Annotated in this window: 23 protein-coding genes; 17 read left to right on the top strand and 6 right to left on the bottom strand. The window is 52.6% G+C overall.

Features of this window, described 5'->3' with window-relative positions; genetic code table 11:
• Positions 1–127: 127 nt before the first annotated feature.
• Positions 128–658: a transcription/translation regulatory transformer protein RfaH gene (gene rfaH / locus KW849_RS07590; protein ID WP_218429131.1), complete on the bottom strand. Its 531-nt coding sequence runs from the start codon at positions 656–658 to the stop codon at positions 128–130.
• A gap of 648 nt (positions 659–1,306) precedes the next feature.
• Between rfaH and KW849_RS07585 the strand changes: the two genes are divergently transcribed.
• The 15 genes from KW849_RS07585 (at position 1,307) to KW849_RS07515 (ending at position 18,606) form a co-directional block, all read left to right on the top strand.
• Positions 1,307–1,747, top strand: coding sequence for a low molecular weight protein-tyrosine-phosphatase (locus KW849_RS07585; RefSeq protein WP_218428838.1), 441 nt, complete (start codon positions 1,307–1,309; stop codon positions 1,745–1,747).
• Between the two features lie 37 nt (positions 1,748–1,784).
• Positions 1,785–4,013: a polysaccharide biosynthesis tyrosine autokinase gene (locus KW849_RS07580; protein ID WP_218428837.1), complete on the top strand. Its 2,229-nt coding sequence runs from the start codon at positions 1,785–1,787 to the stop codon at positions 4,011–4,013.
• A 339-nt stretch (positions 4,014–4,352) separates the two neighbouring features.
• Positions 4,353–5,471: a non-hydrolyzing UDP-N-acetylglucosamine 2-epimerase gene (gene wecB / locus KW849_RS07575; protein ID WP_218428836.1), complete on the top strand. Its 1,119-nt coding sequence runs from the start codon at positions 4,353–4,355 to the stop codon at positions 5,469–5,471.
• Between the two features lie 88 nt (positions 5,472–5,559).
• Positions 5,560–6,795 (top strand): UDP-N-acetyl-D-mannosamine dehydrogenase, encoded by a 1,236-nt coding sequence (gene wecC / locus KW849_RS07570; RefSeq protein WP_218428835.1) that lies wholly within the window; start codon positions 5,560–5,562, stop codon positions 6,793–6,795.
• 37 nt (positions 6,796–6,832) lie between these two features.
• Positions 6,833–8,089: a hypothetical protein gene (locus KW849_RS07565; protein ID WP_218428834.1), complete on the top strand. Its 1,257-nt coding sequence runs from the start codon at positions 6,833–6,835 to the stop codon at positions 8,087–8,089.
• Entirely contained in the window at positions 8,079–9,236 is a 1,158-nt protein-coding gene (locus KW849_RS07560; protein WP_218428833.1) for a polysaccharide pyruvyl transferase family protein, read from the top strand. The genes KW849_RS07565 and KW849_RS07560 overlap by 11 nt, the downstream gene beginning before the upstream one ends.
• Positions 9,203–10,333, top strand: a complete 1,131-nt coding sequence (locus KW849_RS07555; RefSeq protein ID WP_218428832.1) for a glycosyltransferase — start codon at positions 9,203–9,205, stop codon at positions 10,331–10,333. Before KW849_RS07560 ends, KW849_RS07555 begins: the two co-directional genes overlap by 34 nt.
• Entirely contained in the window at positions 10,330–11,562 is a 1,233-nt protein-coding gene (locus KW849_RS07550; RefSeq protein WP_218428831.1) for a DUF6369 family protein, read from the top strand. Before KW849_RS07555 ends, KW849_RS07550 begins: the two co-directional genes overlap by 4 nt.
• Positions 11,563–11,621: 59 nt before the next feature.
• Positions 11,622–12,311, top strand: a complete 690-nt coding sequence (locus KW849_RS07545) for a WecB/TagA/CpsF family glycosyltransferase (RefSeq protein WP_305729711.1) — start codon at positions 11,622–11,624, stop codon at positions 12,309–12,311.
• Between the two features lie 643 nt (positions 12,312–12,954).
• Positions 12,955–14,067, top strand: a complete 1,113-nt coding sequence (locus KW849_RS07540; protein ID WP_218428829.1) for a polysaccharide biosynthesis/export family protein — start codon at positions 12,955–12,957, stop codon at positions 14,065–14,067.
• A 13-nt stretch (positions 14,068–14,080) separates the two neighbouring features.
• On the top strand, positions 14,081–14,740 hold the full coding sequence (locus KW849_RS07535; RefSeq protein WP_305729710.1) for a YjbF family lipoprotein: 660 nt from the start codon (positions 14,081–14,083) through the stop codon (positions 14,738–14,740).
• Positions 14,737–15,504, top strand: coding sequence for a capsule biosynthesis GfcC family protein (locus KW849_RS07530; RefSeq protein WP_371319118.1), 768 nt, complete (start codon positions 14,737–14,739; stop codon positions 15,502–15,504). Before KW849_RS07535 ends, KW849_RS07530 begins: the two co-directional genes overlap by 4 nt.
• The gene (locus KW849_RS07525) at positions 15,501–17,585 is read left to right on the top strand and encodes a YjbH domain-containing protein (protein WP_218428828.1); all 2,085 of its coding nucleotides are present in this window, start codon (positions 15,501–15,503) and stop codon (positions 17,583–17,585) included. The genes KW849_RS07530 and KW849_RS07525 overlap by 4 nt, the downstream gene beginning before the upstream one ends.
• Positions 17,582–17,971, top strand: coding sequence for a VanZ family protein (locus KW849_RS07520; RefSeq protein ID WP_218428827.1), 390 nt, complete (start codon positions 17,582–17,584; stop codon positions 17,969–17,971). The genes KW849_RS07525 and KW849_RS07520 overlap by 4 nt, the downstream gene beginning before the upstream one ends.
• Before the next feature lie 176 nt (positions 17,972–18,147).
• On the top strand, positions 18,148–18,606 hold the full coding sequence (locus KW849_RS07515) for a mannose-1-phosphate guanylyltransferase (RefSeq protein WP_218428826.1): 459 nt from the start codon (positions 18,148–18,150) through the stop codon (positions 18,604–18,606).
• A 35-nt stretch (positions 18,607–18,641) separates the two neighbouring features.
• On the opposite strand, the gene KW849_RS07510 is transcribed toward KW849_RS07515, so the two are convergent.
• On the bottom strand, positions 18,642–19,268 hold the full coding sequence (locus tag KW849_RS07510; protein ID WP_256357120.1) for a hypothetical protein: 627 nt from the start codon (positions 19,266–19,268) through the stop codon (positions 18,642–18,644).
• A 74-nt stretch (positions 19,269–19,342) separates the two neighbouring features.
• Complete coding sequence (locus KW849_RS07505) at positions 19,343–19,717, bottom strand: hypothetical protein (RefSeq protein WP_256357119.1); 375 nt, start codon at positions 19,715–19,717, stop codon at positions 19,343–19,345.
• A 471-nt stretch (positions 19,718–20,188) separates the two neighbouring features.
• Here KW849_RS07505 and tal point away from each other — a divergent pair, with 471 nt between their 5' ends.
• On the top strand, positions 20,189–21,115 hold the full coding sequence (gene tal / locus KW849_RS07500) for a transaldolase (protein WP_108219261.1): 927 nt from the start codon (positions 20,189–20,191) through the stop codon (positions 21,113–21,115).
• 255 nt (positions 21,116–21,370) lie between these two features.
• Here tal and rssC read toward each other — a convergent pair whose 3' ends face one another.
• From rssC to KW849_RS07485, 3 genes are all read right to left on the bottom strand, one after another.
• Entirely contained in the window at positions 21,371–21,853 is a 483-nt protein-coding gene (rssC, locus tag KW849_RS07495; RefSeq protein WP_218428825.1) for an anti-sigma factor antagonist RssC, read from the bottom strand.
• A complete protein-coding gene (gene rssB / locus KW849_RS07490) occupies positions 21,853–23,034 on the bottom strand; it encodes a two-component system response regulator RssB (RefSeq protein ID WP_115947577.1) in 1,182 nt (393 codons plus the stop codon). The genes rssC and rssB overlap by 1 nt, the downstream gene beginning before the upstream one ends.
• A 571-nt stretch (positions 23,035–23,605) precedes the next feature.
• Positions 23,606–24,295: a VacJ family lipoprotein gene (locus KW849_RS07485; protein WP_218428824.1), complete on the bottom strand. Its 690-nt coding sequence runs from the start codon at positions 24,293–24,295 to the stop codon at positions 23,606–23,608.
• A gap of 201 nt (positions 24,296–24,496) precedes the next feature.
• On the opposite strand from KW849_RS07485, the gene KW849_RS07480 reads away from it, so the two are divergent.
• The gene (locus tag KW849_RS07480; RefSeq protein ID WP_218428823.1) at positions 24,497–25,117 is read left to right on the top strand and encodes an HAD family phosphatase; all 621 of its coding nucleotides are present in this window, start codon (positions 24,497–24,499) and stop codon (positions 25,115–25,117) included.
• Positions 25,118–25,221: the final 104 nt, after the last annotated feature.

The following is a 25,221-nucleotide window of genomic DNA, read 5'->3' as shown; positions in this document are numbered from 1 at the left end:
ACCTTCCCGGCGCTGCGGAAAAAGCTTAATGCTTACGGGGGGGGGGGAAGCGAAGACGAAAGCAACTGACCTTGTTGCCAGAATGGTATCTGCTCGTTGACTGGCTGGCCGGGAGCAATGCGCCGTGTCAGTGTTTACTGATATCAACCAGAGGGATGCTGATTCTTTGCTCACGCTGCAGCAACGTCATCAGGAGCAACACGCGCTGCTCGCCCTCCATCGCCAGGAAGATCGCTTCCACATCGGCAAAAGGCCCCTCATTGATACGCACCCTCTCTCCACAGGCAAACCGAGCCTCCACAGGGGCTCCGCTATCGTGCTCATGAAGTCGGGCGATCAAGTCATCACCTACGGGCAGCGGCTTGCCTCCAAAACTGACAATTCGCAATACACCGCGGGTAGAACGCAAAGGCGCCCAACTCTCACCTGAGCCGAGCTGGATAAACAAATAACCCGGAAACAGCGATTCGCGAACAATCCTCCTGCGCCCCTGTAAATCACGCTCGCGCCGGTGCGTAGGGCGAAAACAGCTATACCCCTGGTTAACCAGATTGATCTCTGCGCGCTCGTCCTGGTTCGCCTTGCATTGAACCAAATACCAGGCACTAGCGGTGAGACTCCCAGGCAAGTTCGTTTGAACTGCCGAAGCACTATGGATGGACACAATCAACCCCTTCTACGCCGATGCGGCCAGGCAGCTCCGTGGTTTTCTCCTCGACCTTGCGACGGATTTCTCCCAAGGATGGAAACGTAGCTGGAAAACCGAGTTGGCCGAACATGGAAACTGCGTCCTTTAAAAACACGCGAAACTCATTGGCAATGAACGAATGCTGGAGAACGCTTTATCCAAAGCAATCCCCCACACTTATCATCAAACCGCACCTCACGCTATTTAACACAGCCCAGTACCGAACAACATAAAAAAGCCGAAAACGTTAAAATTTGTCCGCCAAAACCCAGTAATGTTATTTTAAGAGTTAGTGATGTTATTTAATATCTGACTTTATATATTGATATTTTTTTTCCGCGCGCACTCAATAATCACGTGGCATTTAATGGTTGAGTTTGTCGTGGGTTGCCAGTTATGATTTTTAGCGCAGCAACTGTCAAGCACGCTCCAAGTCGAGATTCCAGCAGACCAGAGTCTTCGCAGTGAAAAGTTTCATCCAGTACGGCAATTCCTCACGGAAAGAGGCACACACCCAATAGCTGCAAGCCGTCACAAAAGTGCCATTGAAGAAGAACAGAATTTCAGTCTTTCCAATTGCACCATCACCGCAAGTGTGGAATTTCCAGGGAGGTTGCCTTGTTTAACAAGATTCTAATCGTTTGCATTGGCAACATTTGCCGAAGCCCCACTGCAGAACATTTGTTGCGAGATGCACTGGGCCGGTCCGACATCGAAGTCAGATCCGCGGGTCTTGGCGCGCTACAAGACCACCCAATCGAGTCCACCGCCCGGGCCGTACTGGAAGAGCATGGCCATCTGCCAAACGAGCACAAAGCCAATCAACTGACCCCCGCCACCATCAGCGAATCGGATCTGATCCTGGTGATGGAGCAGTCCCACATAGACCGTGTTCTCAAGATCGCGCCTGAAGCGCGAGGCAAGGTCTTCTTGCTGGGCAAATGGCAGAACAATCGCGAAATCAGCGACCCCTACCGTCAAGGCAAACCTGCTTTTGTGCATGCATACGCGCTGATTGAAGAAGCAGTAACCGCCTGGGCAAAGCGTCTCGCACGCTAAACCACTCCTCGAACATCTGTTAAAAAAGAACCCACTTATGCAGCAAACTCCAGCATTAACCTCACATGACGATGATGATGAAATCGACTTGATGGGCCTACTCGGAACACTGGTCGATCATAAATGGTTGATTGCCGGGATCACTGCTGCCTCCATGGCCGTTGGCACAGCGTACGCGCTGTTGGCCAATCCTGTTTACCAGGCAACCGCCTTGATACAGGTGGAGGCCAAAAAAAATGACATGCTCGGTTTTTCCGATATCAACAGCATGTTGGGTAAAGAGTCGCCTTCAGCCACAGAAATTGAATTAATCAAGTCGCGCGCCATCATCGGCAAGGTTGTCGACAATCTATCGCTGGATATCACTGTCGAGCCGAACCGTTTTCCGGTGATCGGCGACTTTATTGCTCGTCGGTTCAAACCAGACGCTGTTAATACAGTTGCGACGCCTTGGTTTGGCATGAACAGTTTTGCCTGGGGTGGCGAAACTCTGAAAATATTTCAGCTCGAACTCCCACAAGAACTCCTGAGTAAGACGCTCACGTTAGTCACTGGCGAAAACGATCACTTTACATTGCTGGATGAAGACAACAATGCTCTGGTCCAAAGCCAAGTGGGCCAAGCCTATGACAAAGACGGCATTAAACTGCAGGTCGAAGTGTTGCAGGCGAATCCAGGTACTACGTTCAACATTGTGCGTGACCCACGTCTGACCAGTATCTTGAAGTACCAAAAAGTACTTGATGTATCGGAGCGCGGTAAAGAATCCGGCATGATCGGACTGGCTCTTGAAAGCGAGGAACCGGCCGAAGCCATTCAAATCCTCAATGAAATCGCCAAGCTCTATGTAAGGCAAAATGTCGAGCGGACATCGGCCGAAGCCGCTCAAAGCCTTGAGTTTCTAAAAGATCAACTGCCTCAGGTCCGTAAAGACCTGGAAAAAGCCGAAAACGCCCTGAACAAGTATCAAATTCGCAGCAAATCCATCGATATCAGCCTGGAAGCCAAGGCCATTCTCGATCAGATCGTGGCGCTGGATACCAGCATCTCCGAACTGAAATTGCAGCAAGCGGAAATGGATCGCAAGTTTACCCGTCAGCATCCAGCCTATCGGGCCTTGCTCAGCCAATTAGGCGAGCTGACAGCCAAGCAGAATGGTTTGGCCAAAAAAGTCGAGGGCCTGCCTTCAACGCAGCAAGAACTCCTTAGCCTCACCCGCGATGTAAAAGTCAGCACCGAAATTTATACCCAGCTCCTGAACAAATCCCAGGAACTGGATGTAATGCGTGCCGGTACCGTGGGCAACGTGCGCTTGATCGATACCGCTGATGTGGATCTGCTTAAGCCCGTTAAACCGAAGAAACCCCTGATCGTTCTCATCGCCACCCTGTTCGGGGCTTTCCTGGCAATTGCAGTGGTGCTTTTTCGCAGGGCCCTTAACCGCGGCGTGGAAAATCCGGATCAAATTGAACAGCTGGGGTTGCCGGTGTACGCATCCATTCCTTTCAGCGCACTGCAAAAAGGCGAGGAAAGCAAAACCCTGCGAAGTGGCCGAGGCCGCGCTAACAACGCCGCCCCCATACTGGCCAGCAGTCACCCCACCGACCTGGCTATAGAAGGATTGCGCAGCCTGCGCACCAGTCTGCACTTCGCCATGCTCGAAGCCAGCAATAATCGCTTGATGATCTCCGGCCCGAGCCCCAAGGTAGGTAAAACCTTCGTTTCCGCCAACCTCGCGGCAGTCATCGCTCAGACCGGCCAGCGTGTATTGCTGATCGACGTGGACATGCGCAAAGGGTATTTGCATAAAGTATTCGGAACACCCGCTGAAAACGGGCTTTCAGATTTGCTCGTCAAGCGCTGCGACCTGGCAACCGCGATCAATAAAACTGAATTCGAGCACCTTGACGTTATCGGCCGCGGCCAAATACCACCCAACCCCTCAGAACTGCTAATGCATGCGAACTTCAGTGCCTTTCTGGATCAAGTCAGCGCCGAGTACGACCTGGTGATTCTGGATACCCCGCCATTGCTGGCGGTGACAGATGCGGCGATTGTCGGTCGCCAGTCGGGCACCAGCTTGATTGTGACGCGCTTTGCACTTAACCCGGTTCGTGAAATTGAATTAACCATTCGCCGGTTTGCACAAAACGGCATTGATTTGAAAGGCGCCATTTTTAATGGCGTTGAAAAGCGCGCCTCAGCCAAATATGGCTATGCCGATTATGGTTATTACAACTACGAATATAAATCGGAGAACATTTAGTTAACTAACTGTTATCTGTAACCCGCTACCGTCAAGCAGAAGTGCATGGCGGTAGCCATATCAACTCCACCTTGCTACCTGCAGCTGAAAAAAAGATGCAGACACATTAATAAATAATGACGCTCTCAGGGACTGGCAATTAATCCTGGGGCGGTAGCGTGGCAAAAATCAAACTAGTGGCACCCCACGTCGATGATTATCCGTTAATTCGGCGTATTTCCCTGGATCAACAAAGGTTGGCTCACCGTTGTTTTATACAGCATCGATCTGAAACGACATTTGTTAGTCATTCCAAACATCCCTCCACCTTCAGCTACGAACATAGCAATGGATCGCCCTATGAAGACCCTATGCATTTTTGGTACCCGTCCTGAGGCCATTAAAATGGCTCCACTTGCGTTGGCACTGGCGGCAGATGAACGCTTTGAGGCAAAAGTCTGCGTCACCGGCCAACACCGTGAAATGCTCGATCAAGTGTTGGGGTTGTTTGCCATTGAGCCGGACTTCGACCTGAACATCATGAAACCCGGCCAGGACCTGACCGATGTCACCAGCGCGATCCTGCAAGGGCTGAAGCAAGTCCTGGCAGAATTCAAACCCGATATCGTGTTGGTTCACGGAGATACTGCCACCACCTTTGCTGCCAGCCTCGCGGCTTACTACCAGCAGATTCCGGTTGCGCACGTCGAAGCCGGTTTGCGCACGGGCAACCTCTACTCGCCGTGGCCGGAAGAAGGCAATCGTAAACTCACGGGGGCGTTGGCCAACCTGCATTTCGCGCCAACCGAAACGTCACAAGCCAATCTGCTGCGCGAGGGCGTTGACCCAGCCACGATCATCGTCACGGGCAACACCGTGATCGACGCCCTGCTGGATGTCGTCAAGCGTCTCGATCAGGACCAGGCACTGCTTGCCCAGGCCTCGGCACCGGCGGCCTTCCTGAACCCGGCTCGAAAACTGATCCTCGTGACAGGCCATCGCCGGGAAAGTTTCGGTGATGGCTTCGAACGCATCTGTCAGGCGTTGATGGAGGTTGCCCAGCAACATCCAGAGGTGGATATCGTCTATCCCGTGCACCTCAATCCCAATGTGCGCGAGCCGGTCAATCGACTCCTGACCGGCATTCACAACATCTACCTGATCGAGCCCCTGGACTACCTGCCTTTCGTCCACATGATGAGCCGCGCGCATATCATCTTGACCGACTCCGGAGGCATCCAGGAGGAAGCGCCGTCACTGGGCAAACCCGTGCTGGTGATGCGCGATACCACAGAACGGCCAGAGGCTGTTGCCGCAGGCACGGTGAAACTGGTCGGCACCGAAACCGCGGATATCGCCCGCGAGTTGAACCGCTTGCTAACCGATACGGCCGCCTACCAAACAATGAGTCGCGCCCATAACCCTTACGGCGACGGTAACGCCTGCCAGCGCATCATCGAGGCGCTGCTCGCTCGCTAACCCCCTCCCGTACTTAACAGCCGTGGCTTTGCTCGGCTGTTAGCTTGCTTGAACAACGTATCAACACATCACTACTCAAGGACGTTCCATGCCTTTCAATACCATCTCCGTCGTTGGTCTCGGGTATATCGGCTTGCCCACTGCGGCTGTCTTCGCTTCGCGCAAAAAACAAGTAATCGGTGTCGACGTTAATCAAAACGCGGTTGATATCATCAACCGCGGGCAGATTCATATCGTTGAGCCAGACCTGGACATGGTTGTGCATGCGGCCGTGACTGAAGGCTACCTGCGCGCCACCACCCGGCCGGAACCCGCTGATGCTTTTCTGATTGCCGTGCCCACACCGTTCAAGGGCGACCATGAACCGGACCTGACCTACATCGAATCGGCCAGTAAAAGCATTGCCCCGGTGTTGAAGAAAGGCGACCTGGTCATTCTGGAGTCGACCTCCCCGGTCGGCGCCACTGAACAGATGGCCGCCTGGCTCGCCGAAGCCCGTCCAGACCTGAGCTTTCCGCAAACCCACGGTGAAAGCTCCGACATCCGCATTGCTCACTGCCCGGAACGGGTACTGCCCGGCCACGTACTGCGCGAGCTGGTGCAGAACGACCGTGTTATCGGTGGTATGACGCCAAAGTGCTCGGAATTGGCCATCAGCCTTTACAAGGTCTTTGTCCAGGGTGAATGCATCGTCACCAACGCCCGCACTGCGGAAATGTGCAAACTCACCGAGAACAGTTTTCGCGACGTGAACATCGCCTTCGCCAACGAACTCTCGATGATTTGCGACAAGCTGGATATCAACGTCTGGGAACTGATCCGCTTGGCCAACCGCCACCCAAGGGTCGATATCCTACAACCCGGTCCAGGAGTCGGCGGACACTGCATCGCTGTTGATCCATGGTTCATTGTCAGCAAAACTCCTGAGACTTCAAAGCTAATAAGAAGTGCCAGGGAAGTTAACGACTCAAAACCACAGTACGTAATTGAAAAGGTAAAACGCGAAGCCGACCGTTTTAAACAACCAAAAATCATGTGCTTTGGTTTAGCCTTTAAAGCCAACATTGATGATCTCCGAGAAAGTCCAGCTGTCGAAATTACAAAAGATCTATCAGAGCTATATCCGGACGCTGTATTTGCAGTAGAGCCAAACATAGAAAAACTGCCTGAATCCCTTAGCAAAAAAATACAACTAATAAGTCAGGAGCAAGCCATCCGCGAAGCAGACATCATTCTACTTTTGGTGGACCACAAAGAATTCAAAGCTATTGAGAAAAACAGACTCGAAAGAGCCCTTGTAATCGATACAAAAGGGATATGGTGACGAGTGAGCGCGCAGACAAAAAAGGCTGCGTCAACAAATGAAAAACATTATCTATAGCGCCTTAAGCAACCTGATTAACTTTCTTTTCTCAAAAGGCGCAATGGTCGTAGCGGGGGCTTTTGCCTCCCACTACGCAACCATTGAAGACGCTAAGACCCTGACAATAATAATCACGACCATCTCAGCCTTCGGAACACTATTCCAACAGGCCATCAGCACCACCCACATTAGATACAATGGAGATGCGATAACCCGCGACAAAAAATACAAAGCAACTTTAATCACTTTAATTGGAGTGATATCTGTACCTGTTTCGATGTACCTATATTACTCGTCCTCTCTCTCACCCACCAATGCAGCATTAACAATAATACTTCTAATTGCACACGGCGCTAGCGGCTTCAAGATAGCCGCAGCAACCCAATCAAAGAAATTCAAACTGATCTCTTTGATAGGCACCCTGCAAGGATTATTACTATTATTAACACTGCTACCGCTTATAGCATACTCAGGAAATTCTTACTTATACACTGCTCCATTTCTTCTCACCTCTATGCTATGGCTATTTGTAAGCCCGACCCGAACTGAACCAGAAAAATGTTCTGCAACAATTTTAAATATTGTTAAAATAACATTTCTCCCAGCCATCTTTACCGGTTTATTTTTCATGCCCGTAATTTGGTTACTCCTCGGGTATGTACAGAGTAGATTTGGAGATCAGGAGTCTTTTCTGCTTGCGACCGCAAATCAGTGGAGAATGACCATAGGTATATTGCCCACGATTTTTGGGGGGTACTTACTTCTGTTGCTCGTCAACAGCCCGAAAGACACTCAACACAATAAAAACATAAATTTTTCGATCACCTACTACCCAGCCGTAATCATTGCAATTTTTCTTGCATTATCGACAGATAAACTATCAATGATTTATCCGGATGCGATTGTAAGAAACGGAGACCTTCAGCAAACAATAATGTTATTTATGCTTGCAAGCATCCTTACCTCATTCAAGAGCTCAATATCTCGAGAAATGGTAGCTGCTGAACTTGCAAAACTAAGTATTCTAAGCAACATGATATGGGCGGGAATATTCTCTCTAGTTTACTTTACAGCTTTCAATGAAGCAGGAGCCACCGGGGTCGCTAAAGCCTTCTTATTATCCCAGGTTATACATCTAGCTCTTTGGACACCAGCACTCGCAAAACACAACTTAGTACCAAAAAGTTTTTTTGATAAGAAATTTTACATCAGCTTAATACCAATAGCCTGGATAACATACACCTATGCCATTTAACAGAAAACCTTTAAAAGCTTATATTCGAGGAGCTTATGGGCCGGGAAACTTGGGTGACGACGTTCTTCTTGAGGTGTGCATTAACATTTTGCGCCGACACTTTAAAGAAGAAAATATATCCGTAGGAGTCAAACATCCTAATAATGTCGGCTATCTGAATAAGTACAAATGCAATTATGTGCCGATATCAGCCCCCATCAAGACAGATTTTCTTTTTTTTGGTGGCGGAGGACAGTTTTTTGAATTCAATGGAAACAAGACCAAAAAGCCTTTTATCCAAAAATATCTAGAAGTTAGAAAACAAGGCCTATCTCAATTTGAAATCTTGAAGATATTCGCATTGCGAGCGCTAAAGAAAAGTCGCCCTTTATACAAAAGAAGCGCAGCCGTCTGTTTGGGCGTGGGTCCGTTTGAGACTTCCTCCCCTGCCCAAATAGAACAAGCCATAAGCCCACTTGTGAACTGTGATTTCAGATCCGTACGGGACAGTGTAAGCCTCGAAATACTCGAAAAACTGCTCCACACATCTGCTATCTATACCGATCCGACCTTTCTACTTGACCACTGGAATACTGAGACGTCAAAACCAGTTAGAGAAAAAGGTAATTCTATTGGAGTCATACTACGCGATTGGAAATTAAATCAGCACGGCGAGAATGTATTAAAAAATACGATTGAAGCAGCACGCCAACTTGCTTCACGAGGTTATACAATTAAGCTAATTTCACTATATCACGAGCATGACCGATCCATTATAGATAAAGTCCCTGACTTTGAATGGCTAGTCTGGGACCCTCAGAAGTGCACACCGGGCACCTTCATAAAAGAATTACAACAAGAGTTCGACATACTAGTCAGCACTCGGGCCCACGGGGTTTTGCTACCCGCACAAGTTGGACTACCAAGCGTAGTAGTTGGTATAGAACCGAAACTGAAAAACATCCATAATTTATTACCTCAAGGCACCCTTTTCAGTGACGGGCTGAATCCAGATGACATTATTGAGAAGACCTTAATCGGGCTCAATAATCAGAGTGAGCTTTCTCAACAACTGCTTAGCGATGTTAAAAAGCAGACCACCGTTGCCAACACCTTCTTAAAAGACATAAACTCATGGATAACAAAAAGCGTTCTGGAACTGCAGTAATTCTATACTTCGGGGTTGGAATTGAAACAACCCCAAAAATCGCCTTAATAAAGAGCACACTTGAAAAACAATATGAAAAAGTAATAATTGCCGGAATTACAGCCAAGCACTACTCATCAACTGAACCACACAAAGTGATAGCCGTAAGCGCTAAACACAAGCCATTGAAAATATTTAATTCTGTGACCGGGATATTGAAACTTTGTCACTGGATTAACAAAACTTCTCCACAATTGATTTATGCAGTTAACCCAATACCAGGTTTGATCGCGACTGTATTTAAAAAATTTAAATCCATTGAGTACATCTACGAAACACTTGAGATTTTTTGCGGACTAGATTACTTCCCCTACAGCAAGAAATATCGCCCCATCTGGTACTTCTTAGAAAAGAAGACCATCAACAACAGCCTAAAATCGTTCACGACAGATGAGTTCAGAGTAAAATTTCTTCGACGATTACTAAAAGTAAAAAAAGAAAAAATCACCTATACCTACAACACCAATAGCCAAGTGAATATTTCACCAGAGCAGGCCAAAAGTCAGCCGACCATTTTAAGCTACTGTGGTGGTGTATATCCAGGCAGAGAAATTGATAAGATTATTCGAGCATTTGCCCTGCTAAAAGCATCTACACCGAATATCAGATTAATAATCGCGGGTGGGGGAAATGCCCTTTACATCCAAGAACTAATGCAATTGAGTCGCGACTTAGAAATAAGCTCATCCATTGACTTTACAGGATCCATGCCCAATAGCCAGCTTAAGAAAATAATGAGTGAATCCAAAATAACATTCGCTTTTTACAAGCGAGACTCACTCAACAACAGGTTCAATAGCCCAAACAAAATCTTTGACGCAATTTTCTGCCGCACGCTCTTATTAACCACTAACTCTCCGCTTTCAAGAAAAATTATACAATTAAACAACATAGGAAAATTAATTAAAGAAACCAGCGCTACAGAAATCAGTAACAAATGTCATGAGCTACTTAACAACCGAGAAAACCAATCACATTTCAATGAACTGATAGACAAGTATTCCTGGGAAACAGAAGAAAGAAAAATATTAAAAGCACTTGGATCAGCCTTACAATGACTTACATCGTTCTGTCTCTCCTATTTTTATGCCTAGGCCTTCTGAGGGAAAAAGGCCTATTATCTTTTCTGATGTTAATTGCCTGCTTGCCATTTTCAAACTCTTTTTCCATATATTTTTATCAATACGGACTCTACTCTTACGACTATTTTTTCTTCGGAGTATTGATTTCGACAAGCATCAGTGGCATTGCCACTAAAGCCAACGCTATAAAGATTCCCAAATGGGCAACCATTTCGTTTTTAATAATAGCAATTTATTCAGTCATCCCTGTCTTTTCTGGGACCTCCCTAGATGTATATTTTTTGCGGGATTATAGGCCCGCAATTTTTGCTCTTGAGTTAATCGCGGCATCGTTACTGCTCAAATCACAAAAACTACAATTATCAAATCGCAACATCCTCACCGTAGCAACTCTAGCAGGCGCTACAAACCTCGTTTGGCTTGCACTTTCCATCGCAGGAGTAATGTCATCAGAGGACGAGTATTACACGACAAACAATTTCAAGTACTTTGATGCAAGTACATATATATCCGCACTATTCATAATATATTTTTTCTCCAAAACAAAAACTCACAGACACCCAGAACGCAAACTGGCTTTTAATCCGAGGCAGACCCTCGCAATCATCGCCTCATTACTTTCAGTCATTTTGTCAGGGTATAGAATACTCGCCTTCGCGACGATTATTGCAGCCGCCTTAGCTGCAGCCAAAAGCCCAAAAAAACTCATCCCTATCGTAATAATTTTGGCCATCTCTGCACTGATATTTATATACTTGGCTGAATATTTCGGTGCCGCAAGGGTAGCTGAAGGACTCACTGCAAATGGATTGCTACAGCAATTCGCGACTAGGTATGGGCCAGCCTTAGACGTCATAGCCTCATTTAAATCATATAATTATATATTTGGAAGCGGCTTTGGCACTTCATTCGATATAACATGGTTTGAATACAGATCGCTAGACACCAGAAACAACTTCGTCGATAGCGCCTACATTACATTTTTCGCAAAATATGGACTTCTCGGAATACTGTACATAACATCAATTACATTAGCTCTTCTATCCCTAGTACCAAAGCCGATCAAACTTTCGCTCTTGGCATACCTACTTATTCTGTTCATTGCTTACGCAATATCTTACCAGCCAGCATCAGCGGGAATCATCATAGGTTGCATGATAGTCAGGATACTTCAATCAAATTCAGACAACACGGCCAAAGTATGACTACGAAATTAAACATGCAAAGAATTGAATTTTTGGACTGTCCCATGGATGTCGCCTCCATGGACAACACCGTCGAGACAATTCGTAGCGCAATTGCTGCCGGCCACTTCACCCAGCACGTGGTAGTGAATGTCGCCAAGATTGTAAACATGCGCGACGACCCTCAGCTGAGCGAATCCGTTCGTTCTTGTGACATCATTAATATCGACGGTATGGGTGTGGTGTTGGGCGCCCGCTTTCTCGGCCACTCAGTGCCTGAACGCGTCGCGGGTGTCGACCTGTTTCATGAGTTGCTGGAGATGAGCGCGGCCAACCAATTTTCGGTGTTCTTGTTAGGCGCCAAGGACGACGTCGTTTCCACCGCCGCCAGCAAGGTGAAGGCGCTTTACCCTGGACTCAAAGTCGCCGGGTATCACCATGGCTATTTCTGGGACGACGAAGCCGCACTGGTCGAGAAGGTTCGGGCTTCAGGTGCGCAGCTGCTGTTCGTCGCCATCACCTCGCCGATGAAAGAAAACTTTATTAACCGCTGGCGCGATCAGTTAGGGGTCACCTTTGTCATGGGGGTGGGCGGAACGTTCGATGTGGTCGCAGGGAAGGTAAAACGCGCGCCGCAATGGATGCAGAAGTACGGGCTGGAATGGTTGTACCGTGTTATCCAGGAACCCGGCAGGATGTGGAAGCGTTACTTGACCACCAACAGTAAATTCGCCTGGTTACTCATCAAAGAAAAGCTCAAGCGGTCTTGAATATCTTCGCCGCGTTCGTAGCGTGGCTGAGCAATGTTAGAAATAGCAGGCGCGTTATAAAACGTCAGACCTGTCAGGCATCCTGTACAGGTATTCTTAAGGCAATGATCGCGAGATAAGACTCACTGAGGAATGACCCAGAGGTCCGCTCTCATCGAGTTCGAATCGATACTATCCTTAACGTTACTGGACGCTCAGAGTTTTTGGCCTTGCACACTTGCTTCTCAGTTTCACCGCCAATACCGACGATGCATCAAAAAGGAATCTACCATGACCAAACTACTTGCTTCCGCTCTTATGCTTTCATTGAGTGCCTCCGTTTTCGCCGCTGAGCCTTCCCCAGGGTCTTCTGCTCCAGGCACACCAGCAAAACCCGCAGCAAACGCTTCTTTGAATAAACCAACCCCTCTCGTGGGCAGCCTGAGCACAGAGGCTACTCTCGGCCTCGGCGCCGTGATTGTAGGCGGAGTCGCTGCACTGTCATCCAGTGGCGGAAGCAGCAATGGCGGCACTACTGGCACTACCGGCACCACTGGCACCACCGGTACACGCTAAGCGCACCGCGAGGTCGATAGCCTTCTACCACCCGGAGCAATCCGGGTGGTTTCGTTCTGATGTGTTCCCTCCACAAGTGTCCTCAATCATGATTCGTAGTTTGTCGCTCGCTGTGCTCGCAGGTGTTGCCCTGCAGGGCTGTATGTTCTCGCCTGGTCAACACCTGGATACCAGTCAGGTTGGCCGTGAAGGCTCACCGGAAAGCACTCGGATCGAGTTGATTCCGATAACGCCCAAACTGATTGCCCAGAACGCGGCGACAAAAGTGCAAGCCTCGGTGCCCGCCGAGTTGCTGGCGTACAAGCCGGGGGCATACCGGATTGGCGCCAATGATGTGTTGTACATCACCGTGTGGGACCATCCCGAGTTGACTGCGCCATCGGGTGCACAACAGCAGATTGATGCGAACGGTCGCCTGGTACGCCCGGACGGCACCATGTTTTACCCCTATATCGGCAATATTCATGCCGAAGGCAAAACCATCGAGGAGCTTCGCGGTTTTATTGCCGAGCGCCTGACTCAATTCATCGACAGCCCGCAGGTTGATTTGAGTGTTTTGCGTTTTGCCAGTCAAAAAGTCGTTATTTCCGGTGCTGTCGTGAAAGCCGGTCAACAGCCCATTACCACTTCGCCGCTTAGTGTCGTGGAAGCCATGGGTACTGCTACTGTCGATCCATTGAATGCCGACCTTGCCGGCCTGACACTGACCCGGGACGGACGTGAGTATCCGCTCGACCTGGACTCGCTCAACGGCAAAGGCTCGCTGTTGCATAACGTCTATTTGAAAGACGGCGATCAGTTGTACCTGCCCTACAACGACCGGAAAAAGATCTACGTCATGGGCGAGGTCAACCAGCCTCGGGCGCTCACGTTCAAAATCAATCGGATGAATCTGGCGGATGCGGTCGGAACGGTCGGTGGACTGAACCAGGCCACCTCCAACGGCAATGCGCTGTATGTCATTCGAGGTGCCGAGAACCTTGAAACCGAGCCGGCAAAAGTCTTTCAGCTGGACGCCGAATCGCCTACCGCGTTTGCTCTCGCCAGCCGCTTCGATCTGCACCCCCAGGACATTGTCTACGTCGGCCCTGCAGGCGTGACCCGCTGGAACCGCTTGATCAGCCAGTTGCTGCCTTCGGCCGCGGTCCTGGGTACCGGCGCAGCAGCCACAAACAATCTCAGTGAAGCCAGCAGTCGATAAGGTTTGAGCCGCTTTGAAAACTTTGCGTAACAGCTCATGCCTGGCGGTGGGTTTACTGCTGTGTGGCTGCAATCCGTTGATGCAGGCGTCCCTGGATACCTTTAAAGCCTCCACACAGGGCGTCCAGCCGCTGGAGTTGACGGCGGCGCAAGTGGAGGCCGTGCCCTATGCGCAGATCAAGGTCACCACGGACGTAAGCGACGGTGTGTTGGCCAAGCTACGCCAGCAGGGCGACCTGGAGTTCTGGGTCGCCTCCGGCAAACAGGTGCTGTTGATGCGCGACGGTCTGGTCGTGCGCAGCGTCGGCCTGAGCATCAATCTCGATGGCACGCGCTTCGACGGCGAGTCGCCGTTCAAGCTTGGCCTGCAGCGATTGCCCGATGGCTACAGCAGTACTCGCTGGATAGATGTCTATCAGGGGCCGCGGGTCGGAATGGCGGTCAACAGTCGTTTCAGTCGACAGGCCATCGAAACCGTCACCATCCTGGACAAGGACTATGCGTTGCAGCGCATAGACGAACGCATCGACATACCCGAGCTGGGATTCAAGGCCACCAACCGCTTTTGGGTCAGGCCCGACAATGGCTTGATCCTGCAGAGCGAACAACATCTGACGCCGGACCTTTTCTTGAAGATTGTGCAATTGCGCCCTGACCGGGAGACGGCTCGGTGAGATATTCGAAAACGCTGTCGGCTTGCCTGTTGCTGGCCAGTTCTGCGATGACTCAGGCCGCTGTCACGGTCACGGGTGATGTAAAAAACGCCGGTTCCTTCGCGTTCGTGCCAGGTGCACGCTTGCTCGATGCCGTCAGCCAGGGAAACCCGAATGCCGAAAGTTACTGGCTGGCCGCCGCCTGGTTGCACCAGCCACTGGTGGAGCAGCAAATCCGCCTTAAAGCCGGTGTGCTGTTCGATCTGAAATTGCTGCAACGTGGGGCCTTGCTTGAAGAAAAAAGCAGCCTTGCGGCCTTGGCTGCGCGCCTGTCTGAACAGGTCAGCCGACTGCCCGTTACCGGCCGCAGAGTCGCGGTGCTCGACCCCGTGGCGCTGGAAGTTGCGTTCGCCCGCAATTACGCGCTCAGTGACGGCGACCGGCTGACTTACCCTGTACGCCCGACTACGGTCACTGTGGTGGGCGCCGTTGAACAGCCCTGCGCGGTGCCTTATCGCGCCCTGCAGCCCGTCCAGGAATATCTCAAGGGTTGTCTGCCGGTGACCGACGCCGATGCCGATTACCTGTGGTTGATTCAGCCCGATGGCCAGGTCAGGCGAGTCGGCAACGCCGCCTGGAACAACGAAGACGGAGTGTTTGCCGCCGCAGGCAGCACGATTCTGGTGCCCGTGCGCAACGATGATCCGGACCTGCCCACACCCGACTTGAACGAGCAGCTTGCCCAGTTTCTCGCCACCCAACCGCTGCCCGAGGTGGCCCCTTGAAGTTACGTTTCGCCGCCGTAGTGTTGTTGCCCTACAGCCTGGCTCATGGAGAGCCGCGTTTTACCCAGAATGATTTCGGTGGCGTGGGTTTGCTGCAAACCCCCACCGCACGGATGGCACCCGCCGGCGAATTCAGCCTGAACGCCAACCGGACCGACCCCTATTCGCGCTATAGCATTTCAATACAGCCACTTGACTGGCTGGAAGGCAGCTTTCGTTATACCGCTATCAGCGATCGTAAATACGGGGCCGAGGCGTTAAGCGGCAACCAGAGTTATAAAGACAAGGCGGTCGATGTCAAAGCCCGCCTCTGGCAAGAAAGCCACTGGTTGCCCGAGGTCGCGCTCGGCTTTCGGGACGTCGGGGGCACCGGCCTGTTCTCCAGCGAATACTTCGTGGCGAACAAACGTTACTACGATCTGGATTTCAGCCTGGGCGTTGCTTGGGGCTACATCGGTAACCGCGGGGATTACAAGAACCCGCTGGGATACCTCGATGAGCGCTTTGATACACGCCCGGTAAACACGGGCGCGGACGCGGGCAACGTCAATACCGGCTCGTATTTTCGCGGCTCGCCCTCGTTGTTTGGCGGCGTGGCCTATCAGACGCCCTGGGCGCCCTTGAGCCTGAAATTCGAGTTCGACGGTAACGACTACGAGCACGAGCCGCTGGACAATAGCCTGAAGCAGGACTCGCCCATCAACATCGGGGCGGTGTTCAAGCTAACTGACTCAGTCGATTTGAGCGCCGGTTGGGAGCGCGGCAATACCGCGTTGTTCGGTATTACTTTTCATACCAATTTCACCAGCCGCAAGGCGCCAGCCAAACGCTTCGACCCCGCTGTCGAAGCGCTGCCGGCACGCGAGCCCACCACGCCGCTCGATCAGGTCGACTGGGCGGGGGTTTCCAAGCGGCTGGAAAACAACGCAGGTTATAAGGTCGAGCGTATTGCTCAGCGCGATTCCGAGCTGATTGTGTATGGCGAGCAGTCGCGCTATTTCTACTCCGCCAAAGGCGTGGGCCGGGCCAGCCGGATCCTGGACAACAGCGCGAATGACGACATCGACTGGTTCACGATGGTGAACAAGCGTTACGACATGCCTGTGGACGAAGTCAGTGTGCCGCGCGAGACCTTCCGGGCCGTGGTGAACAACCAACAAGACCTTACAGACCTGCAGCGCACCACCGAATTGAACCGGGCCACGCCACACATTGAAAACACGCTGTACTCCCAGGCCCTCGAGCGTTTTACCTATGGTATCGGCTTGGGTTACAAGCAAAACGTTGGTGGTCCTGACGGTTTGCTGTACCAGTTGACCGCTGATGTGGACGCGGAATACCGCTTTACCCGCAGCACCTGGACGAGTGGGGTCATCAGCACCAATCTGCTGAACAACTTTGAAAAGTTCAAGTACGACGCGCCGAGCAACCTGCCCCGAGTGCGCACCGATTTGCGCAAGTACGTCATCACCTCTGATGTAACGATGCCGACCTTTCAGCTCAACCATGCCAAGCAGCTGGATCAAGACTTGTATGGCATGGTGTATGGCGGTTATCTGGAGTCAATGTTCGCCGGGGTCGGCGGTGAATTGCTGTACCGCCCGATGGGCGAGCGCTGGGCCCTGGGTGCTGATTTGAACTATGTACGCCAGCGTGACTTTGACCAGGGTTTTGGTCTGCGCGATTACAAGACCGTGACCGGTCACATCACCACCTATACCGAACTGCCGTTCGATTTGCAGGGGGCGGTCAGCGTTGGGCGTTACCTGGCGCGCGATTGGGGCGCCACGTTTGATGTGTCCCATGAGTTCAGTAACGGCGTGAAGTTCGGTGGCTGGGTCACCCGCACTACGGCCTCGGCAGAAGAGTTCGGCGAGGGTAGCTTCGACAAGGGCATCTATATTTCGGTCCCCTTCGATGAGTTGATGAGCGTTTCCACGATGCGTCGCGCCAATCTGGTCTGGGCTCCTTTGACCCGTGATGGTGGCGCGCGTCTTAACCGCCAATATTCGCTGTACACAATGACCAATGGCCGCGACAAAGATGCGTTCTATAAAAACTTTGAGAAAATCACCGAATGAGTTCATTACTCCCGGATGTCACACAACTTTCCCAAAGGATACGCACGCTGTTTTTCATCTGCGTCAGTGTGGTGTTGCTGACCGCCGGTTTGCGAGCGCAACCGGTTCCCGAAGCCTTTGCCCAGGAAGACAAGCTGCATCACCTGGTTGGTTTTTTCGTGTTGGCTTTTAGTTGTCGGCTGGCCTTCCTGCGGGTCAAGGCGCACTGGATTGCCTTGGGCTGTCTGCTGACGGGGGTCTTGATCGAATATGCACAAGCACTGATGCCGCTGCGCACGGCATCACCTTACGACGCCTTGGCCAATGCTGTCGGTGTGTTGCTCGGTTTGATTGCATGGCGTTGTGTGCAGCCCGTCAAACAGTCCGCCGGGCTCCCAGGCACTTAAGAGCATGGCTTGCCCCGTGAGCATAACGACAACACGGCTGAAAACATCAAAACACTGAATCGACGCCCCCATTTCTGTTATGCGGTTTTGTATAAGAAAGGCCTGTAAACGGTATTTTTTTGCTCTTGGGTGCCGCATTTCTTGAGCGGCCATAAACTTTTTCAAGGCAGACCACTATGAACGCTTCCGGATCACCGATCGACTCCGTCTATAAATCGCTGGACCCTTTTGCACCGGGCAATATGGTTTTTGGGCAGAAGTTCACCGAGGGCAACAGTGGATTGATGGCCTGGTTGCGGACGTACGAAAGTGTTCCCTCCCCGATCACCCCACAGCCAAAGTTGTTGGTGGAGCGCATCGGGCTCTTTCCTTCCTCGGGCGATATTCGGCGCATGGTCGGCAATCCCATTGCGCTACTCGAGTACTTGCGGGCCCTGTATGCCAGTGAAGCACTGGATGTGGATGACAGCGACGGCCTGAGCCTTACGTTCACTGAGTGGCGCTTCAAGATCTCCCCAGCGCAGAGCGAGATCCTGTTGAAGGTTGAGAGTCGTGGCGATGTTGCACTGATGCAGAGAAAAACTGCAGAGCTGCTGGATCGGATCGAAGAGAAAAACAGTCGTGAGTCCTGGTGACGCCACTTCGCCAGAACTCACAACCGAAGCAAAAGCTACAACCTTGACGATTCTCCGCGAGTGCGCCAATGAGGCTGCATGAATGCCTTTTCTGCTCCCGAAAGAGTGACTGCGAAAGAGCTCAAGAGCCTCTCGGCGGTATATTTTGGAAGACTCGTACTCAGCATGATAACCGCGAGCCCTAGCATGAGGGCCGTCCGGGGAATTTTGCGGATTTCCTTTCGTTCCAGCCTGAAAAGAAATACGCACGCCGCGGCTGACCCCACGACCGCCCCGGCAATCGCTTCCGGCAGAGGATGAATCGTCTGACCGACATACTGGACGCTGAACCACCAGGTCGACAGCAGCCCTGCCGCCAGTGCCAGCCATCGAAGCCGGTGATCCAGTTGGCGCAATAGCAAACTCAGGACCACGGTCGACACCAGGCAGGCGTTCATCGCGTGGCCGCTGATGACCGCGATATTCAGGCTTTCCAGGCCGATTCCCCAGCCTTTGAACAGCACTTTACTGAGACCGACGACGAAATAGGCTACGAACAGTACGCCTAGCCATAAAAGGGCGAGTTTTCTGGATGCCATGCACCACAGCCAACCGGCGACGACCATGGCCGCTGGAAGCATGACGGTGATGCCGGCGTATTGTGCGATGTACAGTTTTGACATCAATCTACTTCCTCACGCCTCGTGCAATTTCCCAGTGCAATGGGCACTGGGCGCGTGTTCAGTAGGTACTACGCTCATCGATCCAAAAAGCACTTCAGGCGATTCTCTACGACAACCACCGAATAGCTCGCGATGTGCATTGCCAGGCCGTCCTCTATCAGGGCTTCGAGCAAGGCAGCTTGAGCCGCGAAGCGCAGGTCGCGGTCGAGTTTTCGAGAGGCGTGCATCTGATCGATCAGAGCATGCGTGACTTGATAAGGGGTGTTGCCTCTCAGACGCCCCAGCCAGACGGGGATTTTTTTTGCGGCTTTGGATTGTCTGATACCCAACACGCACGTTGCCTTGTCCGAAGCGGTGTTTTTCGAAACCTCCTCGATTTCTTCAAACACGTCGGTCAATTTTTTTAGTGCGTAGCCAAGCATCAAATCATCAAACGCATCCAAAAACATTTACCTCTTCACGTTGTGAAGTTATTTCTACAAACACACATTCCCAATAATTACATTACACTTTATTCCATGTATGTACTGGACGTATTCTAACGAACAAAATGCGCGCTAAATAACATTACATTTGTTAGCGCGAAGACTAACTTTGTCAGTGTATTAATTGACTTTTTATAACAATAATTGAGCCTGCAATCGAACTATATAGACTTCAACGATATCGGTAATTGCACGCAAGGTGCGGCGAGCGTTATCAGAGGATTCAGGGGTCAGACGAGCTGATTGCAAGGCGCTGACCGTCAGATCAGTTGAACCTGTGAGCCTGCCTGGCATCCTATTTATCGATACCGCGCCCCACCTTTCAAACACCTGTTTTCAGGTTGTTGCCGCAGGGGGCATCGATACACGTACGCACCCTTGAGTGGCTGTCAGCGCTCGGGTAATGTCATCAGACCCATAGGACAGAGCACGCCCATGACTTCCAAGCTGGAACAACTTAAACAAATGACCACCGTGGTTGCCGACACCGGCGACTTCGAAGCTATCGCTCGCGTTAAACCCGTGGACGCCACCACCAACCCTTCCCTGCTGCTCAAGGCCGCGGCCATTCCGGCGTATGCCGAGCTGCTGAACGCCTGCGTCAATGACTGCAAGGGCGATGTGGGCCTGGCCAGCGACCGTTTTGGCGTGGCCGTGGGGCAAGAAATCCTGAAAGTGATCCCGGGCCGTATTTCCACCGAAGTGGATGCGCGCCTGTCGTTCGACACTGACGCCGTGTTGAAGCGTGCGCATCGCCTGATCGAGCTGTACGACAAGGCCGGTATTGGCCGCGACCGCGTGCTGATCAAGGTCGCGTCCACCTGGGAAGGCATCCGCGCTGCCGAGATCCTGGAAAAGGAAGGCATCCAGACCAACCTGACCCTGCTGTTCTCCTTCGCCCAGGCAGCCGCCTGCGCCGACGCCGGGGTTTTCCTGATTTCGCCATTCGTAGGCCGCATCTACGACTGGTACAAGAAAGCCAACGGCAACGATTACACCGGTGCCGATGATCCAGGCGTGCAGTCGGTGACACGCATCTACAACTACTACAAGGCCAATGACTACAAGACCGTGGTCATGGGGGCGAGCTTCCGCAATCTGGGCCAGATCGAGCAACTGGCCGGCTGCGACCGCCTGACTATCAGCCCGGACCTGATCGACAAACTGGCGGCGGATACCGGCAAGCTGGAACGCAAGCTGGCACCGGGCAATGCCGGCGAAGCGCGCCTGAGCCTCAACGAGGCGCAGTTCCGTTGGTTGTCCAACGAAGATGCGATGGCGACCGAGAAGCTGGCTGAGGGGATTCGTCAGTTCGCGCGGGATCAGGAGAAGCTTGAGGCATTGTTGCAGGCCAAGCTGTGATTTGAGTTGATGTAATGCAAAAAGGGCGAACCTTGGTGGGTTCGCCCTTTTTTGTGTCGCTCGATTATGTGCCAGATGATGGTTTAGAGAAAATGACCATTTGTGGCGAGGGGGCTTGCCCCCGTTCGGCTGCGCAGCAGCCGCGAAGTCTGCAAACCTGGTATCTCAGAAAGAATGTAGATGCCTGGTTCAGGGCTGCTACGCAGCCCAACGGGGGCAAGCCCCCTCACCACAAAGGCCCTACTCTCTGCGGGTTCAATTGCGCTCCAGCGCATTCACCAGATCGTGGAACGCTTCACGATTGGTGTCGTTCAGGCCCATGAGGATTTTGTGCGCTTCGAGCACTTTGATCCGCACCACTTCTTCGGACTGATCCTGGTCTGGCAGGTCGTCCAGGCATTCCGGGCAGGGTACGGGCTTGTCGACGATGTTGAACACCTGTTCGAAGCCCATGGACTGCAGCAGACGGGTGATGTCTTCGTGGGTGGTGACGACGGTCGGCAGCAGGCCGACCTGTTGCCGCGACAGGATCGACAGCTTGGCCAGCAGGCCCAGGGTGGTGCTGTCGATGCTGCGGGTTTCGGTCAAATCGATCACGATCGCGTTGAAATTCTTCGCGGTGAAGATTTTCTCTATAGTCGCATCCAACGCCGAACACAGGGTCAGGCGAACTTCACCGACGAACTTGAGGACGAAGGTGCCGTTCTGCTCGGCGAACTGGATTCTACCAGTACTCATCAAAGATTCCTGCTCAACACCAACAGGGCGATATCATCCGGCATCTCCCCTAGCGTGGCCAATCCAAAAACCTGCCGCAGCCCATCCAGGGTGCCGCCCGCAGCCTTGACCCGTTGGGGCAACGCCGCCTCTTTTTCTTTGAGTGTGGGTTCTGGCAAAAGGTCCAGAATACCGTCAGACATCAGCGTCAGGCTGAACGTCGGTGGCAGTTCCAGCACGTGGTCTTCGTAGGTGGCTTCGTTGAAGAGACCCACCGGCAAACCACGCCCTTCCAGATAACGAACACTGTCTGGCGTGTACAACACTGGCAACGGCAGGTGACCGCCGATGCTATAGGTCAACAAACCGGTCTCCTCGTCGATGACTCCACCGACCATTGTGACGTGTTTACCCAGCTTACAACTGATCAGGCCCCGGTTGATATGACCAAGAACCTCTGAAGGCTTGAATTCCGGCAAGGTGCCGCTGCGCCTGGATTCGAACAGCAAGCGCGTGGTCATGAACTTCAACAGCACGGTGACGAAGGCTGAAGAGGCGCCATGACCGGAAACGTCCGCCAGGTAAAAGGCGACCCGGCGCTCGTCGACCCGGAAGTAGTCGACGAAATCACCCGACAGGTACAGCGACGGGATGATCTGGTGAGCGAATTTGAACTCGTTGATGGTCCAGGGGCTGACCGGCAGCATGTTCATCTGCACCTGGCGACCGGCGTTCTGGTCCTCCTGGAGCAGGTTCAGGCTGGCTTCAAGCTCGCGGTTGGCCTTCTCCAGCTTCTCGCGGTAGCGCTGGTTCTCCAGCAACAGGCGCGCACGATCCAGGGCCCGGCGCACGGAGTGCTCGAGCACGGCCAGATCTTCGAGAGGCTTGATCAGGTAGTCCGCTGCGCCCAGGCGCAGGGCTTCGACCGCGTCGTTCATCACGCCCGCACCCGAAACCACGATCACTGGCGTTTGCGGCGACAGTTCGGTGACCTGGCGGATGAGTTCGAGTCCGCCCATCTGCGGCATGCGCAGATCGCAGATGACCAGGTCGGGCTTGTCTTGCTCGAATACCTGAAGGCCCTGCTGACCATTGCTGGCCTGCAAGACACTGAAACCACTGTCTTCCAAATAGGCGGCGAGGCTCGCGCGAACTACTTCGTCATCATCGATTATCAGCAGCGTGGCACTGGTTTTTCGCATGTGGGCAAACGGCGCCAGAATTAGGTTGGCGTAGCAGGCGGGGACTTTGGCCCGGCGCTGACTACTGGATTCGCTTTCTAGCCTCTCTGTCGCACCGCTTTCGGGCATTTGCCCTACACACTTGCTCACCAGAGGTGCCCTTCTAAGGCGCAGACGGTACTCCCATCCGCGGGGCGTTTCAAGCTCACGCCGATGGTCGCCTGACGTCTTTATTTGTCAAATCACCGAGAGTTATAAGAACAGGCAAATACGTAACCCAATGAAAGGTTGTAACCCATGAGTCAAACCGGCCGGGACTACAGTGAAAAGCGCGATTACATCCGCATGCGGGTCTTCGCAGACAAAAAAGGCGGCCCTTGATGGCTAATGCTGATCAGTTAAGCCGAGAGGCTGAACCCGTGGCGAGGGAGCTTGCTCCCGCTGGACTGCGCAGCAGGCCCATTTGTTAGGGCCGCTTCGCTGCCCAGCGGGAGCAAGCTCCCTCGCCACAGGTTAATCAGCGCTGGTCGATCCCTTAACTGACTGGCATTAGCCCTTGATGGCCGCCCTTTTTTCAATTCACCGGTCGAGATCAAAAATCGTCTTCAACCTGACCGTCTTTCACCTTGAACTCACGGTTCTGCAAGTACGCATTGCGGATGAAGGTGTACTTGTCGCCGGTGATCAGCTTCTCGCTCGACAGCAGGTTGGCACGGGTATCGATGATGTCCAGGGCAAAGAACGAGTTACGCACCGGAACGTCGTTTACGTAACGATAAGCACCGGTATAGCCGTCGATGTACTTGGATGGCGCATCACGCAATGTGCTTGGCCCCAGGAATGGCAGCATCACGTAAGGGCCGCTGCCGACACCCCAGTAACCCAGCGTCTGACCGAAGTCTTCGTCATTGCGCTGCAGGCCCATTTTGGTGCCGACATCAATGACGCCCAGCAAGCCGAAGGTGGTGTTGAAAATGATTCGTGCGGTATCAACGCCTGCGGCGCGAGGTTTGACCTGCAGGATATCGTTGGCCAGGTTGCGCACATCGCCGATGTTGCGGAAGAAGTTGTGAACGCCGTCTTCGACAAACTGCGGCGTTATGTACTGGTAGCCCTGGGCCAGGGGTTTGAGCGCATAGGTGTCGATCACGTCGTTGAACTTGTAAATCGGCCGGTTGACGCTTTCCCAAGGATCCTCTTCCGTGGCTGCCTGGGCAACGAACGGAACCAGCGTCACACTGGCGCACACACAAATCCTGGCTAGATGATTGCTCCAGCGCATAGAAAAAAACTCCTTGGTTTGTACTGGCTCGAGCACTTGGCCCAGGCAATAAGTTGCCAAGTATAAGACGTAAACGCCGTTTAAGGCACTTTGCACGAAATCCATATTGAGGGAATCGTGCCAAATGCGAGCGATTCACGTCCATGTCACTCAACTGTCACCGTCGCTCGCTAGCCTTCAGGCTATTTCAGGGACGTTCACATGCCACTCGCCGAAGCCTTGCCCCAAACCGCACCCAGCCTGACCGCCGTACTGTTCGGCCTCAGTGGCTGCCTGGTGGATTTCGGCGCACACACGCGCCGGCACGGCAGCCACTCGGCCGAACACGCCGAGGCCACACCCGGCGCACTGGATAGCCTGCGCAGCTTGCAGCGGCGGAAAATCCCCTGCGCCTGGCTCGATGAGCTGCCCCCTGCCCTGAGCCAATCCCTGGCCGCGGCGTTGCCTGAGTGGATCAAGCCATCGCAACATCTAGCAACAAATACCCCATGGCCCGCCCCGAACGCCTGCTGGCAAGCCTTGATGACCCTGAACGTCGAGCGACTCGACGGCTGCGTACTGGTGAGCGGCGAACCCCGCCTGCTGCAAGCGGGGCTCAATGCCGGGTTGTGGACCATCGGCCTGGCGTCCTGCGGCTCGCTGTGCGGATTGACGCCTCAGGAATGGCAAGCGCTGACCCCACAGGGGCGCGACATCAAACGCGCCAAGGCGACGATGCAACTGTTCGGTCTGGGTGTGCATTCGGTGATCGACCACCTCGGTGAACTCGACACCTGCCTGGCCGATATCAGCTTGCGTCGGCTCAAGGGCGAAAAGCCCTGACCGAGATCATGCAGGTTGCGCGCGAGTGGATTAATCTAAAGGTCAGCCATCGACCTTTGGCTCGTCGCCTTGGTCTATGCCAGTGCCTATCGATAAAAGGAAGA

Origin of the sequence: Pseudomonas sp. PDM26, assembly GCF_019219185.1 — a bacterium.
Taxonomy (GTDB): domain Bacteria; phylum Pseudomonadota; class Gammaproteobacteria; order Pseudomonadales; family Pseudomonadaceae; genus Aquipseudomonas.
This window is presented reverse-complemented; position numbering and strand designations above follow the sequence as displayed.